General features: G+C 57.4%; 17 protein-coding genes. 11 read left to right on the top strand and 6 right to left on the bottom strand.

What is annotated here, in order from left to right; genetic code table 11:
• Window positions 1-4 precede the first annotated feature (4 nt).
• From tar to flhE, 9 genes are all read left to right on the top strand, one after another.
• Window positions 5-1,672, top strand: a complete 1,668-nt coding sequence (tar, locus tag PYW49_RS18140) for a methyl-accepting chemotaxis protein II (protein WP_320387136.1) — start codon at window positions 5-7, stop codon at window positions 1,670-1,672.
• Between the two features lie 44 nt (window positions 1,673-1,716).
• Complete coding sequence (gene tap / locus PYW49_RS18135; protein ID WP_320387135.1) at window positions 1,717-3,318, top strand: methyl-accepting chemotaxis protein IV; 1,602 nt, start codon at window positions 1,717-1,719, stop codon at window positions 3,316-3,318.
• Between the two features lie 19 nt (window positions 3,319-3,337).
• Window positions 3,338-4,204 (top strand): protein-glutamate O-methyltransferase CheR, encoded by an 867-nt coding sequence (gene cheR, locus PYW49_RS18130; RefSeq protein ID WP_023312253.1) that lies wholly within the window; start codon window positions 3,338-3,340, stop codon window positions 4,202-4,204.
• Window positions 4,201-5,250, top strand: coding sequence for a protein-glutamate methylesterase/protein-glutamine glutaminase (locus PYW49_RS18125; RefSeq protein ID WP_063143692.1), 1,050 nt, complete (start codon window positions 4,201-4,203; stop codon window positions 5,248-5,250). Before cheR ends, PYW49_RS18125 begins: the two co-directional genes overlap by 4 nt.
• Window positions 5,251-5,267: 17 nt before the next feature.
• Window positions 5,268-5,657: a chemotaxis response regulator CheY gene (gene cheY, locus PYW49_RS18120; RefSeq protein WP_008500431.1), complete on the top strand. Its 390-nt coding sequence runs from the start codon at window positions 5,268-5,270 to the stop codon at window positions 5,655-5,657.
• Window positions 5,658-5,667: 10 nt separating this feature from the next.
• On the top strand, window positions 5,668-6,312 hold the full coding sequence (cheZ, locus tag PYW49_RS18115) for a protein phosphatase CheZ (RefSeq protein ID WP_023312251.1): 645 nt from the start codon (window positions 5,668-5,670) through the stop codon (window positions 6,310-6,312).
• Window positions 6,313-6,460: 148 nt separating this feature from the next.
• Window positions 6,461-7,609 (top strand): flagellar biosynthesis protein FlhB, encoded by a 1,149-nt coding sequence (gene flhB / locus PYW49_RS18110; RefSeq protein ID WP_134350693.1) that lies wholly within the window; start codon window positions 6,461-6,463, stop codon window positions 7,607-7,609.
• Window positions 7,602-9,680 carry a flagellar biosynthesis protein FlhA gene (gene flhA / locus PYW49_RS18105; protein ID WP_134350692.1) on the top strand — a complete coding sequence of 693 codons (2,079 nt, stop codon included), beginning with the start codon at window positions 7,602-7,604 and terminating at the stop codon, window positions 9,678-9,680. Before flhB ends, flhA begins: the two co-directional genes overlap by 8 nt.
• Window positions 9,680-10,072, top strand: coding sequence for a flagellar protein FlhE (gene flhE, locus PYW49_RS18100; protein ID WP_134350691.1), 393 nt, complete (start codon window positions 9,680-9,682; stop codon window positions 10,070-10,072). The genes flhA and flhE overlap by 1 nt, the downstream gene beginning before the upstream one ends.
• 56 nt (window positions 10,073-10,128) lie before the next feature.
• On the opposite strand, the gene argS is transcribed toward flhE, so the two are convergent.
• Entirely contained in the window at window positions 10,129-11,862 is a 1,734-nt protein-coding gene (gene argS / locus PYW49_RS18095) for an arginine--tRNA ligase (RefSeq protein ID WP_320387134.1), read from the bottom strand.
• A 239-nt stretch (window positions 11,863-12,101) separates the two neighbouring features.
• On the opposite strand from argS, the gene PYW49_RS18090 reads away from it, so the two are divergent.
• Both PYW49_RS18090 and cutC read left to right on the top strand, forming a co-directional pair.
• Entirely contained in the window at window positions 12,102-12,662 is a 561-nt protein-coding gene (locus PYW49_RS18090; RefSeq protein ID WP_320387133.1) for a VOC family protein, read from the top strand.
• Window positions 12,663-12,740: 78 nt separating this feature from the next.
• Entirely contained in the window at window positions 12,741-13,484 is a 744-nt protein-coding gene (gene cutC, locus PYW49_RS18085; RefSeq protein WP_320387132.1) for a copper homeostasis protein CutC, read from the top strand.
• 175 nt (window positions 13,485-13,659) lie between these two features.
• Here the strand turns inward: cutC and cmoB are convergent, their stop codons facing one another.
• Genes cmoB through PYW49_RS18060 form a run of 5 tightly spaced genes read right to left on the bottom strand, consistent with a single transcriptional unit; the run spans window position 13,660 to window position 17,240 of the window.
• Entirely contained in the window at window positions 13,660-14,631 is a 972-nt protein-coding gene (cmoB, locus tag PYW49_RS18080; RefSeq protein WP_320387131.1) for a tRNA 5-methoxyuridine(34)/uridine 5-oxyacetic acid(34) synthase CmoB, read from the bottom strand.
• Window positions 14,628-15,371 (bottom strand): carboxy-S-adenosyl-L-methionine synthase CmoA, encoded by a 744-nt coding sequence (gene cmoA, locus PYW49_RS18075; RefSeq protein ID WP_320387130.1) that lies wholly within the window; start codon window positions 15,369-15,371, stop codon window positions 14,628-14,630. Before cmoA ends, cmoB begins: the two co-directional genes overlap by 4 nt.
• A 40-nt stretch (window positions 15,372-15,411) precedes the next feature.
• Window positions 15,412-15,807 (bottom strand): MAPEG family protein, encoded by a 396-nt coding sequence (locus tag PYW49_RS18070; protein ID WP_021240443.1) that lies wholly within the window; start codon window positions 15,805-15,807, stop codon window positions 15,412-15,414.
• Between the two features lie 51 nt (window positions 15,808-15,858).
• Window positions 15,859-16,677, bottom strand: coding sequence for a DUF72 domain-containing protein (locus PYW49_RS18065; protein ID WP_134350685.1), 819 nt, complete (start codon window positions 16,675-16,677; stop codon window positions 15,859-15,861).
• On the bottom strand, window positions 16,674-17,240 hold the full coding sequence (locus tag PYW49_RS18060; protein WP_320387129.1) for a hydrolase: 567 nt from the start codon (window positions 17,238-17,240) through the stop codon (window positions 16,674-16,676). Before PYW49_RS18060 ends, PYW49_RS18065 begins: the two co-directional genes overlap by 4 nt.
• Between the last annotated feature and the right edge of the window lie 132 nt (window positions 17,241-17,372).

Below are 17,372 nucleotides of genomic sequence, written 5' to 3'. Positions count from 1 at the left end.
TTGTATGTTGAACCGTATCCGCGTTGTCACAATGCTCATGATGGTGCTGGTCATTTTCGCACTTCTTCAGCTCATTTCCGGCGGGCTTTTTTTCTCGTCATTAAAACAGAACCAGGACAGTTTCGCGGCCTCAAACGATCTCCGCCTGCAGCAGAGTGAACTCACGTCAACGTGGGATCTGATGCTGCAAACGCGTATCAACCTGAGCCGCTCGTCCGCGCGCATGATGATGGATCCCAACAATCAGCAGAGCAGCGCGAAAACCGATCTGTTGAAAAATGCCCGTGCCACCCTTGCTGACGCCGCGAAACACTACGACGCCTTCAAAAAGATTACCCCGCAGCCTGCGATGGAGCAGGTGAGCCAGAATATTGATGAAAAATACAACACCTACTTTGCCGGCCTGACAGAGCTGATTCAGTTCCTGGAGAGCGGCAACATGGACGCCTATTTCGCGCAGCCTACGCAAGGGATGCAAAACGCACTTGGCGCGGCGCTGGGGGAATACGCGAAGGTCAGCGGCGATCTGTATCACTCGGCCTTCACTGAAAGCCAGAATGACTACCGCTTTGCGAAATGGCAGATGGCGGTGCTGGCGCTGGCGCTGGTCATTGTGCTGGTGGCGGTATGGTACGGCATTCGCCATATCCTGCTTAACCCTCTCGGCCGCGTTATTGCCCACATTCGTGAAATTGCCGGCGGCGACTTAACCAAAACGCTGACCGTGTCCGGGCGCAATGAGATCACCGAGCTGGCAAACAGCGTTGACCATATGCAGCGTTCGCTCATCGAGACCGTCGCCAACGTGCGTAACGGGTCTGAGGCGATCTATACCGGCACCAGCGAAATTGCGATGGGGAATAACGACCTCTCTTCTCGCACTGAACAGCAGGCGTCCGCCCTGGAAGAGACGGCCGCCAGCATGGAGCAGCTCACGGCGACCGTGAAGCAGAACGCCGATAACGCCCGTCAGGCGTCTCAGCTGGCGGAAAGTGCCTCCGAGACGGCGCAGCGTGGCGGTCGCGTGGTGGATGGCGTGGTCAAAACCATGCACGAAATCGCCGACAGCTCGAAGAAAATTGCCGACATTATCAGCGTGATCGACGGTATTGCTTTCCAGACCAACATTCTGGCGCTGAACGCCGCCGTGGAAGCGGCGCGCGCGGGCGAACAGGGGCGCGGGTTTGCCGTGGTGGCCGGGGAAGTCCGTAACCTGGCCAGCCGCAGCGCCAATGCGGCGAAAGAGATCAAATCGCTGATTGAAGATTCCGTCTCCCGCGTGGATACCGGTTCCGTGCTGGTGGAAAGCGCCGGAGAGACCATGAATGACATCGTGAATGCCGTTACCCGCGTGACGGACATCATGGGTGAAATCGCCTCTGCGTCTGATGAGCAGAGTCGTGGTATCGACCAGGTTGCCCTGGCGGTATCGGAAATGGACCGCGTGACACAACAAAACGCCGCCCTGGTGCAGGAGTCCGCTGCGGCGGCCGCTGCCCTGGAAGACCAGGCGAGCCGTCTGAAGATGGCCGTCTCGGCGTTTCGTCTCGCTTCACTCGCTGGAAACACGGTCGCTCCGCAGGCGACGTATCGCGTGCCAGCCGCAGAATCGGCTGCCAACCGTACGCGTACCGCGACGACCGGACATGATGAAAACTGGGAAACATTTTGACTGACAATTAAACCGCGGCTGCTTGCCGCTTGATGGGAGCGTGGATGTTAAATCGTATTCGTATCTCGACCACACTGTTTTTGATTCTGATCCTTTGCGGTGTGTTGCAGGTTGGCAGTAACGGGTTGTCTTTTTGGGCGTTTCGCGATGGCTATCAGAATTTGCAGGAAGTTGAGGCGAGTAACCAGCAGCGCTCCGCACTGGCACAAACGCGTGCCGTGCTGTTGCAGGCAAGCACTGCGCTGAACAAGGCGGGAACCTTAACCGCGCTGAGCTATCCGCCGGATGACATTAAAGCGCTGATGGCGACCGCGCGCGACAGCCTGAAACAGGCAGACGCACAGTTTAAGGCCTTTACGGCGCAGTCCGCCGACAGCGAGAAAGAGAAAGCGCTGAAGGCCGCGATGAAGACGAACTTTGAGCAGTGGTACAGCGATCTCGACCACCAGGCGACCTGGCTTGAGAACAACCAGCTTTCGGACTTCATGACCGCACCAGTTCAGGCCTCTCAGGCAGCGTTTGACGGCAGCTTTAACGCGTGGCAGCAGGATATTAACCAGTCCGTTCAGCGTGCCGGCGAAGACAGTCGTAAAAGCTATCACATGTCGGGCGTCATCTTTGCCGTGGTTGTGATTCTGGCAGGGCTGCTGACCGGCGGGGCGTTGCTCTGGGCGCGCAGAATGATTGTACAACCGCTGGCGATTGTCAGCAGCCACTTCGACAGCATTGCGAAGGGTGACCTGGCGCGTCCGGTGGCGGTGTTCGGTAAGAACGAAATTTCGGCGATCTTTGCCAGCCTGAAGGCGATGCAGGGATCGCTCAGGGAAACGGTATCCGATGTGCGTCAGGGCAGTTATGCCATGCACACCGGGATCTCAGAGATTGCGGCAGGCAATAACGATCTCTCCTCCCGCACCGAGCAGCAGGCAGCCTCGCTGGCGCAGACGGCGGCCAGCATGGAGCAACTGACCGCGACGGTAAGCCAGAACGCCGATAACGCGCGTCAGGCGTCTGACCTGTCAAAACAGGCGGCGATGACGGCGAAGAAGGGCGGCGATCAGGCCTCTCACGTCGCCAGCACCATGCAGGAGATTGCCACCAGTTCGCAGAAAATTGGTGACATCATCAGCGTGATTGACGGTATTGCGTTCCAGACCAACATTCTGGCGCTGAATGCCGCCGTTGAAGCGGCGCGTGCCGGAGAGCAGGGGCGCGGGTTTGCAGTGGTGGCGGGTGAAGTGCGTAACCTGGCGAGCCGCAGCGCCAACGCGGCAAAAGAGATTAAGGTGCTGATTGAAGAGTCGGTCTCGCGCGTTCAGCAGGGCTCAACGCTGGTGGACACGGCGGCGAAAACCATGCACGAGATTGTCACCTCCGTCACGCGGGTGAACGACATCATGGGCGAAATTGCCTCGGCGTCGGACGAGCAGCGTCGCGGCATTGAGCAGGTTGCCCAGGCCGTCAGCCAGATGGATCAGGTGACGCAACAAAACGCCTCGTTAGTCGAGGAAGCGGCAGCGGCAACCGATCAGCTGGCCAGCCAGGCGGATCGCCTGACCGGGCTGGTCGCGGTATTTAATGTGAAAGAGCACGTTGAAGCAGTAACAGAAGTCGGGCGGTCGCAGGCCGTGCCAGTTGTATCCTGAATGTAATTAAGAAGGCGCTATGACATCACCAATGCCCCCTGGGCAAACGTCATTATTGTTGCAGATGACACAGCGCCTCGCGCTGTCCGACGCGCATTTTCGTCGGATATGTCAGTTAATCTACCAGCGTGCGGGGATCGTGCTTGCGGATCATAAGCGAGACATGGTCTACAACCGTCTGGTGCGGCGCTTGCGTACGCTGGGACTGGATGATTTTGGTCGCTATCTGAGCATGCTCGAGGCGAACCAGAACAGCGCAGAGTGGCAGGCTTTCATTAACTCCTTAACCACCAACCTGACGGCGTTTTTCCGTGAAGCTCACCACTTCCCGGTACTGGCAGAGCACGCGCGCCGTCGCACCGGAGAGTATCGCGTCTGGAGTGCGGCTGCCTCGACGGGCGAAGAGCCTTACTCGCTGGCGATCACCCTTGCAGACACGCTGGGAATGACGCCCGGACGCTGGAAAGTTTACGCCAGCGATATCGATACCGAGGTGCTGGAGAAGGCGCGCAACGGTGTTTATCGCCAGGATGAGCTGAAAACGCTGTCGCCGCAGCAGCTGCAGCGTTATTTCATGCGCGGGACAGGCCCGCATGAAGGCCTGGTACGCGTACGCCAGGAGCTGGCGAACTGCGTGGAGTTCGCGCCCGTTAACCTGCTGGATAAGCAGTACAACGTGCCGGGGCCTTTCGACGCCATTTTTTGCCGTAACGTCATGATCTATTTTGATAAAACGACGCAACAGGACATTCTGCGTCGGTTTGTTCCGTTGCTCAAGCCTGACGGTTTACTGTTTGCCGGGCACTCGGAAAACTTCAGCAACCTCGCGCGTGAGTTTAGCCTGCGTGGGCAAACGGTATATGCGCTGAGTAAGGAAAAAGCATGAGTAAAATCAGGGTGTTGTCTGTCGATGATTCAGCGCTGATGCGTCAGATCATGACTGAAATTATCAATAGCCACAGCGACATGGAGATGGTGGCTACAGCGCCTGATCCACTGGTAGCGCGGGATTTAATTAAAAAATATAACCCCGATGTGCTAACGCTGGATGTCGAGATGCCGCGCATGGATGGCATAGATTTCCTCGAAAAGTTAATGCGACTTCGGCCGATGCCGGTGGTGATGGTCTCCTCCCTGACCGGGAAAGGCTCGGAAATCACCCTGCGCGCGCTGGAGCTGGGGGCGGTGGATTTTGTCACTAAACCGCAGCTCGGCATTCGTGAAGGGATGCTGGCGTACAGCGAAATGATCGCTGAGAAGATCCGCACCGCGTCGCGCGCAAAGCTTGCCGCCCACACGCCGATGGCCGCGCCGGTAACCCTGAAGGCCGGTCCCTTACTCAGCTCGGAAAAACTGCTGGTCATTGGGGCGTCAACCGGAGGAACAGAGGCAATTCGTCATGTACTCCAGCCATTGCCGCTTTCAAGTCCGGGTATTCTGATCACTCAGCATATGCCGCCAGGCTTTACCCGATCGTTCGCCGAACGCCTGAATAAGCTGTGCCAGATCAGCGTGAAAGAGGCGGAAGACGGCGAGCGCGTGCTCCCGGGACATGCCTATATCGCCCCGGGTGACAAGCATATGGAGCTGTCGCGCAGCGGCGCTAACTATCAAATCAAAATTCATGACGGACCGCCGGTTAACCGGCACCGTCCGTCGGTGGATGTGCTGTTTCATTCGGTGGCGAAACATGCGGGGCGCAACGCCGTTGGGGTGATCCTGACGGGGATGGGCAACGACGGTGCCGCCGGAATGCTTGCAATGCACCAGGCTGGTGCCTGGACGATTGCGCAGAATGAAGCAAGTTGTGTGGTGTTCGGCATGCCGCGCGAGGCCATCAATATGGGTGGCGTGAGCGAAGTGGTCGATCTTAGCCAGGTAAGCCAGCAGATGCTGGCGAAAATCAGTGCCGGACAGGCAATACGTATTTGACTCAGGAGTATTATTTTATGGCGGATAAAGAGCTTAAGTTTTTGGTTGTGGATGACTTTTCCACCATGCGTCGCATTGTGCGCAACCTGCTGAAAGAGCTGGGCTTCAACAACGTTGAAGAAGCAGAAGACGGCGTTGATGCGCTGAACAAACTGCAGGCTGGCGGATTTGGTTTTGTTATCTCTGACTGGAACATGCCAAACATGGACGGTCTGGAACTGCTGAAAACCATTCGTGCCGATGCGGGAATGGCGTCTATGCCGGTTCTGATGGTCACTGCGGAAGCGAAAAAAGAGAACATCATTGCCGCTGCACAGGCGGGCGCAAGCGGCTATGTGGTGAAGCCATTCACCGCGGCAACCCTGGAAGAGAAGCTCGGTAAGATCTTCGAGAAACTCGGCATGTGAGGTGATGGAAATGTTGCAACCTGCTATGAAACCCGTTGAAGAACACTCGCCGAGCGATATCATCGTCCGCATCGGCAGCCTGACGCGCATGCTGCGTGACAGCCTGCGTGAGCTGGGTCTGGATCAGGCGATTGCCGAAGCGGCGGAAGCGATTCCTGATGCCCGCGATCGTCTGGACTACGTTGTGCAGATGACCGCCCAGGCCGCTGAACGTGCGCTGAACAGCGTTGAAGCATCGCAGCCGCACCAGGATGCGATGGAAAAGGGGGCGAAAGCGCTGAGCAAACGCTGGGACGAGTGGTTTGAAAACCCTATCGAGCTGGCGGATGCCCGCGAACTGGTGACGGATACCCGACAGTACCTGGGTGATGTGCCGGGCCACACCAGCTTCACCAACGCCCAGCTGCTGGACATCATGATGGCACAGGATTTCCAGGACCTGACCGGTCAGGTGATCAAGCGCATGATGGATGTTATCCAGGAGATTGAGCGTCAGCTGCTGATGGTTCTGCTGGAGAACATCCCGGAACCGGCAGCCCGTCCAAAACGCGAGAATGAAAGCCTGCTCAATGGGCCACAGCTCGACGCCAGCAAAGCGGGCGTTGTGGCGAGCCAGGATCAGGTCGACGACCTGCTGGACAGCCTCGGCTTCTGATTGTCCATTCCGCCTCAGGAGGTTAATGCCCCCTGAGGCGGTTTGCGACAAAATCACCGAAAAGAGCCCGAATAAACGGGCTTTTCCCGCCATTGGATTTCCGCTGCGCTGGCATGATACCCGTGACGTAATGGGCTGAGCATGCACTGTGGCAGAAGAGAACGACGACAAAACGGAAGCCCCCACACCCCACCGACTAGAAAAGGCGCGTGAGGAAGGGCAGATCCCCCGATCCCGAGAATTGACCTCCCTGCTGATCCTTATCGTAGGCGTGTGCATTATCTGGTGGGGTGGGGAGTCGCTCGCCCGCAAGCTGGCGGGAATGCTCTCAACCGGCTTACGGTTTGACCACAGCATGGTCAACGATCCGAATCTGATCCTCAGCCAGATTATTCAGCTTATCAAAGGGGCCATGGCCGCGCTGTTGCCCCTGATTACCGGGGTTGTGCTGGTCGCGCTGGTTTCCCCGGTGATGCTCGGCGGTCTGGTCTTTAGCGCCAAATCGCTGCAGCCGAAATTTTCTAAACTGAACCCGCTGCCGGGCATTGCGAAAATGTTCTCTGCCCAGACCGGGGCTGAGCTGCTCAAAGCCGTTCTCAAATCGGTGCTGATGGGCAGTTCCGCGGGGTTTTACCTCTGGTACCACTGGCCGGAAATGATGCGTCTTATCAGCGAATCGCCGCTCACCGCGATGAGCAACGCGCTGAACCTGGTTGGGCTCTGCGCGCTGCTGGTGGTGCTCAGCATTATCCCGATGGTGGGTTTTGACGTGATCTTCCAGCTTTATACCCACTTTAAGAAACTGCGGATGTCACGTCAGGACATCCGTGACGAATACAAGCAGATGGAAGGTGACCCGCACGTGAAAGGGCGCATCCGCCAGATGCAGCGTGCCGCCGCCCGTCGCCGCATGATGGACGATGTGCCGAAGGCCGACGTCATCGTTACCAACCCGACACACTATTCCGTTGCGCTGCGCTATGACGAAAACAAAATGAGCGCGCCGAAAGTGGTGGCGAAAGGGGCGGGACTGATCGCACTGCGTATCCGGGAAGTTGGCACCGAACATCGCGTGCCAATCCTCGAAGCCCCTCCGCTGGCGCGTGCCCTGTACCGCCATGCGGATATTGGACAACAGATCCCCGGGCAACTCTACGCCGCCGTGGCGGAAGTGCTGGCCTGGGTATGGCAGTTGAAGCGCTGGCGTCTGGCCGGCGGTCAACGGCCTGTGAAACCTGAGAACCTTCCGGTGCCTGCCGCGCTGGATTTTATGAACGAGAAGGACACTGATGGCTAATCTGGTGGCAATGTTGCGCCTGCCCGGCAACCTGAAATCGACCCAATGGCAGATCCTTGCCGGGCCGATTCTGATCCTGCTAATTCTGTCGATGATGGTACTGCCGCTCCCGGCGTTCATCCTCGATCTGCTTTTCACTTTCAACATTGCGCTGTCCATTATGGTGCTGCTGGTGGCGATGTTCACCCAGCGTACCCTGGAGTTCGCCGCGTTCCCGACCATTCTGCTGTTTACCACCTTGCTCCGACTGGCGCTGAACGTGGCTTCCACGCGTATCATTCTGATGGAAGGCCACACCGGTGCGGCAGCGGCGGGTAAAGTGGTGGAGGCGTTTGGCCACTTCCTGGTGGGCGGCAATTTCGCTATCGGTATCGTGGTGTTCGTTATCCTCGTTATCATCAACTTTATGGTTATCACCAAAGGTGCAGGGCGTATCGCGGAAGTGGGCGCGCGTTTTGTGCTGGACGGGATGCCGGGCAAGCAGATGGCGATCGACGCCGACCTGAACGCCGGGCTTATCGCCGAAGATGAAGCCAAAAAACGCCGTTCGGAAGTGACGCAGGAAGCGGACTTCTACGGCTCCATGGACGGTGCGAGTAAGTTTGTGCGCGGTGACGCCATCGCGGGCATTCTGATCATGGTGATTAACGTGGTCGGCGGCCTGCTGGTGGGGGTATTGCAGCACGGGATGGACATGGGCCACGCGGCGGAAAGCTATACGCTGCTGACCATTGGTGACGGTCTGGTCGCGCAGATCCCGGCGCTGGTTATCTCCACGGCGGCGGGTGTGATTGTGACTCGCGTCAGTACTGACCAGGACGTTGGCGAGCAGATGGTGGGCCAGCTCTTCAGTAACCCGCGCGTTATGCTGCTGGCCGCTGCCGTTCTGGGTTTACTCGGCCTGGTGCCGGGGATGCCAAACCTGGTGTTCCTGCTGTTTACCGCGGGGCTGCTGGGGCTTGCCTGGTGGATGCGTGGCCGTGAGACCAAACCGTCAGCGGAACCTGTTCCGGTAAAAATGCCGGAGAACACCCAGGCCGTAGAAGCGACCTGGAACGACGTTCAGCTGGAAGATTCCCTGGGAATGGAAGTCGGATATCGCCTGATTCCGATGGTCGATTTCCAGCAGGATGGCGAGCTGCTTGGTCGTATCCGCAGTATCCGTAAAAAATTCGCGCAGGATATGGGCTTCCTGCCGCCGGTTGTGCACATCCGGGACAATATGGACCTGCCGCCCGCGCGCTATCGCATCCTGATGAAAGGTGTCGAAATTGGCAGCGGTGATGCCTATCCGGGCCGCTGGCTGGCGATTAACCCCGGCACCGCAGCAGGCACGCTGCCGGGCGAGCAAACCATCGATCCGGCCTTTGGCCTGGCCGCTATCTGGATTGAAAGTGCCCTGAAAGAGCAGGCGCAAATCCAGGGTTATACGGTGGTAGAAGCCAGTACCGTGGTGGCGACCCACCTAAATCACCTGATTGGGCAATTCTCAGCAGAGCTGTTTGGCCGCCAGGAAGCGCAGCAGCTGCTCGACCGCGTCACGCAGGAGATGCCGAAGCTGACCGAAGATCTGGTCCCGGGCGTGGTGACGTTGACCACGCTGCACAAGGTGCTGCAAAACCTGCTCGACGAAAAAGTGCCGATCCGCGATATGCGCACCATTCTGGAAACGCTGGCAGAGCATGCGCCAATCCAGAGCGATCCGCACGAGCTGACGGCGGTAGTGCGCGTGGCGCTGGGGCGTGCGATCACCCAGCAGTGGTTCCCGGGCACCGGGGAAGTGCAGGTTATTGGTCTCGATACGCCGCTTGAGCGTCTGCTGCTTCAGGCCCTGCAGGGCGGTGGCGGGCTGGAGCCGGGCCTGGCGGACCGTCTGCTGGCGCAAACGCAGGAGGCGCTGGCGCGTCAGGAGATGCTGGGCGCGCCGCCGGTGCTGCTGGTGAACCACGCGCTGCGTCCGCTGCTGTCGCGCTTCCTGCGTCGCAGCCTGAACCAGCTGGTCGTGCTGTCGAATCTGGAGCTGTCGGATAACCGTCATATCCGCATGACCGCGACGATTGGAGGAAAATAATGCGTAAATGGTTATGGATTTTGCTCTTCCCGCTGGCAGCGCAGGCTGCCGGGGGAGGCACCTGGCAGGCAAGCAGCATGGGCGTGACGCTCAGCAACCGGGGTGTGGCTATGTCATCTAACCCGCTGTCGCCTTCTGACGCGGTTTCCGGCCAGATGGGCCTTGTGGTCTGGAACTACCGGCTGATTGGCCCAACGCCTGCCGGGCTGCAGGTGCGCCTCTGTTCTCAGACGCGCTGCACGGAAATCGACGGAGAAAACGGTACGACGCAGGCGTTCAACGGCGTGCCTGCCATTGAGCCTTTGCGTTTTATCTGGGAAGTGCCGGGCGGGGGACGTTTGATCCCGGCGCTGAAGGTGCAGAGTAATTCCGTCATCGTGAACTACCGCTGACGGTCGTATTATCAGGACTGCAAAAAACAAAACCCGGCGATTGCCGGGTTTCTTTTTTACATACGCTCTACGGTTTCGATACCCAGGGTATCCAGACCCAGCTTCAGGGTCTTCGCCGTGAGCTGCGCCAGCTTCAGGCGGCTGTTGCGGACCGATTCATTTTCCGCAGACAGAATAGGGCAGTGCTCGTAGAAGCCGGAGAACAGGCCCGCCAGATCGTACAGGTAAGCACACATCACGTGCGGTGTGCCGTCACGCGCAACAACCGTCAGCGTCTCTTCGAACTGCAGCAGACGCGCCGCCAGCTGTGCTTCACGATCTTCAGTGATGGTCACGGCAGCATTCGCCAGCGCGCTTTCGTCGATATTGGCTTTACGGAATACCGAGAGCACGCGGGTATAGGCGTACTGCATGTACGGCGCGGTGTTGCCTTCAAACGCCAGCATGTTATCCCAGTCGAAGATATAGTCGGTGGTGCGGTTCTTGGAGAGATCCGCGTATTTCACAGCGCCGATACCCACGGCGTTCGCCAGTTTTTCCAGCTCATCGGCCGGCATGTCCGGGTTCTTCTCAGCCACCAGGCGACGGGCGCGTTCCAGCGCTTCGTCCAGCAGGTCGGAGAGTTTTACGGTACCACCCGCGCGGGTCTTGAACGGCTTGCCGTCTTTGCCCAACATCATGCCGAACATGTGGTGTTCCAGCGGAACGCAATCTGGCACGTAACCGGCTTTACGCACTATCGTCCACGCCTGCATCAGGTGCTGGTGCTGACGGGAATCGATGTAGTACAGCACGCGGTCGGCGTGCAGCGTTTCGTAACGGTATTTCGCGCAGGCGATATCGGTAGTGGTGTAGAGGTAGCCGCCATCCTTTTTCTGGATGATCACGCCCATCGGTTCGCCTTCCTTGTTTTTGTACTCATCAAGGAACACTACCGTTGCGCCTTCGCTCTCAACCGCCAGGTTTTTTGCTTTCAGGTCGGCCACAATGCCCGGCAGCATTGGGTTATAGAGGCTTTCACCCATTACGTCGTCACGGGTCAGGGTCACGTTCAGACGGTTATAGGTGAGCTGGTTCTGAGACATGGTGATGTCAACCAGCTTGCGCCACATCTCGAGGAAGTATTGATCGCCGCCCTGCAGTTTTACCACGTAGCTGCGCGCGCGTTCGGCAAAGGCTTCGTCTTCATCGTAGTGTTTTTTGGCTTCACGATAGAACCCTTCCAGGTCCGCCAGCGCCATTTCACCCGCGTTTTCCTGCTGCTGTTTTTCCAGGTAGGCAATCAGCATGCCGAACTGGGTACCCCAGTCGCCCACGTGGTTTGCGCGGATCACCTTGTGACCGAGGAACTCGAGCGTGCGCACTGCGGCATCACCGATGATGGTGGAGCGCAGGTGGCCTACGTGCATCTCTTTCGCCACGTTAGGGGCAGAGTAGTCGATCACGACGGTCTGCGCCTCCGGCTGGGAAACACCCAGACGGTCAGATTTCAGCGCCGCGTCAACGTGGCTGGCCAGGAACGCAGGTTCCAGGAAAATATTGATAAAGCCCGGGCCGGCAATTTCGGTTTTGCTGGCAATGCCGGTGAGATCCAGATGCGTCAGTACCTGCTCAGCGAGCTGTCGCGGCGGCATGCCCAGTTTTTTAGCCACTGCCATCACGCCATTAGCCTGATAGTCGCCAAACTGTACTTTTGCTGACTGACGAACCTGCGGTTCGCAATCCGCAGGCGCACCTGCGGCAATCAGTGCCTGACTGACTTTTTCGGAGAGAAGAGCCTGAATATTCACCTGGATACCTTACGTTTTTGATGCGGGCTTACAACCGCCCGCGCCAGTTAAAGAATTTAGGGCGGGAGTATACTGCAAATGCCTTCTGGCGTCAGCATCGCGGGGGCCGAAGATTGTTCAGAATCCAGGCTAAGAAGGAGTGCATAATCATGCAGTCATAAAAAGCCGTATTCTGCGGTTGGTCAAAACAGGGCAACAGAGTAAATTAGCGCCTTTGCGACACGAAAAGAGACTGATTTATGGCGAACTGGCAATCCATTGACGAACTGCATGATATTTCCGCAGATTTACCGCGCTTCACCCAGGCGTTCACAGAACTTGCCACCCGTCTTGGTCTGGATATCGCGCCGCTTGAGGCCGATCACATCTCTTTGCGCTGTCATCAGAACGCGACCGCCGAGCGCTGGCGTCGCGGGTTCGAACAGTGTGGTGAGCTGCTGTCCGAGAATATCATTAACGGTCGCCCCATTTGCCTGTTCAAACTGCATCAGCCGGTCAGCGTGGCGCACTGGCAATTCACCGTAGTTGAACTGCCGTGGCCGGGTGAGAAACGCTATCCGCACGAAGGCTGGGAACATATCGAAATTGTCCTGCCGGGTGAGCCGGAAACGCTGAACGCGCGCGCGCTGGCCCTGTTATCCGACGAAGGCTTAAGCAAGCCGGGGATCTTTGTTAAGACGAGCTCACCCAAAGGTGAACGCGAGCGGTTACCGAACCCGACGCTGGCCGTCACGGACGGACAGGTCACAGTGAAGTTTCATCCGTGGACCATCGAGCAGATTGTTGCCAGTGAAGCCTGAGAGTTGTGATTCCACGCTGAGACCGCAAGCGGTCAGCGTGTCATGATGGTGCGTTACGTCGATTTTAAGGAGGATTGAATGGCGCTGCTGGAGATTTGTTGTTACAGCGTGGAGTGTGCCGTGACGGCACAACGGCAGGGTGCTGACCGCATTGAACTGTGCGCGGCCCCGAAAGAAGGTGGGTTAACGCCTTCGTACGGCGTGTTGAAGTCTGCCCGTCAGGCTGTCACTGTTCCGGTACACCCGATTATTCGTCCTCGCGGCGGTGATTTTTGTTACACGCCGGGCGAGTTCGGTGCCATGCTTGAAGATATCGCCCTCGTGCGCGATCTGGGATTCCCCGGGCTGGTGATCGGACTGCTTGATGAAGACGGTCAGGTCGATTTGCCGCGTATGCGTCAGGTCATGGACGCCGCGAAAGGGATGGCCGTCACTTTTCATCGCGCGTTTGATATGTGTAAAGATCCCCTGCAAGCGTTTGATACGCTTGCCGAACTGGGTGTGGCGCGCATCCTGACATCAGGACAGCAGGCCTCTGCTGAAAAAGGACTGCAATTAATTACGGAACTAAAAGCACATTCCGGTGTTCCAATAATAATGGCGGGCGCGGGAGTTCGTGCCAGCAATCTGGAACTGTTTTTAAACGCCGGGGTAGAAGAGCTTCACAGCTCGGCAGGCAAATGGATGCCGTCACCCATGCGTTATCGCAATACAGGGTTGTCAATGTCGACGGATGCTGAAGCGGATGAGTACTCACGCTACGGTGTAGATGGAGAGTCGGTTGCGGAAATGAAGTCGCTGATTGAGCGCCATCACGTGTAGCAACGTACCGATTTTTACCGCGCATCATGTCGCCCAATATGATGCTTGCTTGTACCAGGCCCCTGCAATTTCAACAGGGGCCTTTTTTTCTCCTGTGCCCGGTGGCGCTGCGCTTACCGGGCCTACAAAAGCGATGGTAGGCCGGGTAAGGCGCAGCCGCCACCCGGCTAAAAGGCTACGGCTTGGTCGCTATCAGTACCGCACGCATCGGGGCCGGATAGCCTTCAATGGTTTTGCTGTGGTCGGCCGGGTCAAGGAACTGCTCCAGCGATTCGGTGATCATCCAGTCGGTGCGGCGTTGTTCCTCGATTGAGGTCACGCTCACGTCGGCAATCCGCACATCCACAAACCCGCATTTCTCAAGCCAGTTCTTCAGCGCCAGCGCGGAAGGGATGAAGTAAACGTTGCGCATCTGCGCGTAGCGATCGCCCGGCACCAGAACGGCATGTTCATCACCTTCAATGACCAGCGTTTCCAGCACCAGCTCGCCGCCGCTGACCAGCTGGTCTTTCAGTTGCCACAGGTGTTCAAGCGGGGAACGACGGTGATACAGCACGCCCATGGAGAACACGGTATCAAATGCTTTCAGGGCAGGGAGTTGCTCAATGCCCAGCGGCAGCAGGTGCGCGCGCTGGTCATTACCCAGCAATTTACGCACCGCCTCAAACTGGCACAGGAAGAGCTGCATCGGGTCAATACCCACCGCCAGATGTGCCCCCGCGCCAATCATGCGCCACATGTGGTAACCGCTGCCGCAACCCACGTCGAGAATGGTGCGCCCGGTCAGGTCGGAAAGGTGGGGCAGAACGCGATCCCATTTCCAGTCAGAGCGCCATTCGGTATTGATGTTCACGCCGTATAGTGAGAATGGCCCTTTGCGCCACGGCATCAGGTTACGCATCAGCGTTTCGATGCGGTTGACCTGACCTGGCGGGAGTGGTTCTTCACTCTCAGCGGTCACGCTGTGCAGGAGATCCAGACGATACGGGGTCAGCTCGGGCAGAAACTCCACCGCATTAGACCATTGCTTTAACAAGCCGTGCTGCTGATCCCGCTGCCAGGCGGCAATCTGTGCAGGCAGCGTCTCCAGCCAGTGTGAAAGCTGGTTTTTGGCAATCAGCTGGTAGAAGTTGCTGAATTCGATCATGCGGATTCTCCCGATTTCAGCGCCACCAGAGAGCCAAAGTTAAAGCACTGGAACCACAGTTCGCTATGCTCAAATCCGGCCTGACGCAGGCGCGCTTTATGGGTTTCCACAGAGTCCGTCAGCATCACGTTTTCGAGCATGCTGCGTTTTTGGCTGATCTCCAGCTCGCTGTAGCCGTTCGCACGCTTGAAATCGTGGTGCATATTGAACAGCAGCTCGCCAACCTCGGCATCTTCAAAGCTGAATTTCTCGGAGAGCACCAGCGCGCCGCCAGGGTTCAGCCCTTTATAAATTTTGTCCAGCAGCAGCTGGCGGTCTTCGGGCACCAGGAACTGAAGGGTGAAATTCAGCACCACCATCGACGCGTTATTGATCTCGATATCACGGATATCACCTTCCACCACGTCCACCGGAACAGGGGCTTTGTAAGCGTCAATATGGCGACGGCAACGTTCAACCATGGCCGGGGAATTATCGACGGCAATGATTCGGCAGCCTTCATGGCGAACATTACGACGAACCGACAGCGTTGCCGCGCCGAGCGAGCAGCCCAGGTCATAGATCGTCGTGCCGGGTTGAACGAAACGCTCAGCCAGCATACCGATCATAGAGATAATATTGGAATAACCGGGAACAGAGCGCTGGATCATATCCGGGAAGACTTCGGCTACCCGTTCATCGAAGGTCCAGTCGCCCAGGCTGGCGATAGGCGCGGAAAAAAGCGTGTCGCGATCTGACATAACGTAAAAATCCGGGAAAAATAAAGTGGCGTATTGTGCGCTAATGGAGGGAGAAAACCAACTCCCACGGCATATACCACAGGTTAGCCAGCACCATCAGCAAAAGCGAACACCAGGTCGCACTCATGCCGGAACGACGCCAGCGGATCAAGCGGTGGTGAAAACCGTAATAATGCATTAGCCGGCCAGCAATCAGAAGCAGGCCACAGATGTGCACCATCCAGGTTTCTGCGCCATTCATCTCCATAAAAAGCAGCAGGATTAAGGCTGCGGGGATGTATTCGACCGCATTGCCGTGAATGCGGATAGCGCTTTGTAGCTCGGAAAATCCGCCGTCACCGTAAGAGACGCGGTACAGCGTTCTGAGGCGCACAACATCAAATGAAAACTTAATCAGCAGTAATGCACCTAACACCGCATACAGCGCGCTGACCATACAAACTCCCTGTTTTTGGCAGATAGCACTTCACTATGATAGGGGGTGATATCAGAAAAGAGAAGATTGTTGTGGGATGGAAGGGGCGTTACCCACGGACGGAACCGCAGCCTGTAAGGCTTGCCACAGAGCATCGACCAGTTCGGGGGCCTGGGCGATATCCGGCGTGTGCAAAAAGAGATACGGCGTGGTGGTGTGTTCCCATTTCGCTAATGTTTGCAGCCAGACGGCGAACATCTCCTGGTTTTGCTGCATATTATCGCTGCCGATAAACCTGACCATGGGGTTACGTGCGGTCACCAGGGCGTGAACAGGCACTTTGGGCTTTTTACGCTGCGCATCGATGATGGCTTCACTGTGCGGTATAGCGCTGTGCACCGGACGGCTGTCGAGGATCACCCGGTTAACGGAACGTTCAAGCAGGCCGCGATTAAGCGCTTTTTCAGCTTCACCTTTTGCAAAAAACTCAGGATGTCTGACTTCTACGCCGTAGGTAAACGTCCGGGGCAGCGTATCAAGAAACTGCCAGAGTGCAGGCAGATCGCGCGGACCAAAGACGGCCGGAAGCTGTAGCCAGTACTGACCGATGCGATTCGCCAGCGGCGACATGCGCGTAAAAAATTCTTCGGTCAAATCCCCGCAGTTGCGCAGCGCAGCCTGGTGGGAAATGGTGGCCGGAAACTTGAAGCAGAAGCGGAAGTCGTCGGTTGTTTGTTCCCGCCATCGCGCCACAATCTCTGCTTTGGGAAGCGCGTACAGGGTAGTGTTACCCTCGACGCAGTTGAAGTGCCGGGCATATTCCTCAAGGCTGGTGATGCCAAGGCGCACCCATTTCGGGTGCGACCATTGGGGCAAACCGACATACATCATAGCGCGCTGATAATCTCATCCGTGCTGCGCACGCGGCCGATCCGCGGGAATATATGGGTCATACTTCCCTGGTGCTGTTCCGCGGAGGCCGCGCTGCAGGCATCTTCAGCAATCACCAGATTAAAGCCCAGCTCCCACGCGTTACGGGCGGTAGACTCCACACCGATATTGGTGGAAATGCCGCACAGGATGATGGTGTCTATGCCGCGACGGCGCAGTTGCAGCTCGAGATCGGTACCGTAAAATGCGCCCCACTGGCGTTTAGTCACTTCGATATCGCTATCACGTTTGCCGAGTGAGACCGGGTACGACCACCAGTTTTCCGGTAGAGAATGTGCCGCAGCCTGAGCGTCGACGGGCTGTTTTAAGGCTTCGGCGAAATCGGCGGACCAGCCGACGCGCACCATGACAACAGGGGCACCGCTGGCGCGACATTTTTCCGCCAGGCGGGCGGCGCGGCTGACGACATCGTCCGCGGTGTGCGGACCCCCGGCAAAGGGCAGAATGCCTTCCTGTAAATCAATCACGACAAGCGCGGTTTTGCTGGCATTAAGTGTTAACATCGTTACTCCCGTAAAATTAATCACTTCCTGACACCATACGACGTGATGGCCTGTTATCGGTCGGATAATTTTGTTAATTTTTGTGAGAATGCGCAATAAGAGTGCAGCAAACGACCGTCTGGCCGTGGTTCG

The sequence above is a fragment of the Enterobacter chinensis genome (genome assembly GCF_034008295.1).
GTDB classification, from domain to species: domain Bacteria; phylum Pseudomonadota; class Gammaproteobacteria; order Enterobacterales; family Enterobacteriaceae; genus Enterobacter; species Enterobacter chinensis.
Note: the sequence above shows the minus strand (reverse complement) of the source record. Positions and strands in the feature narration are given on the sequence as shown.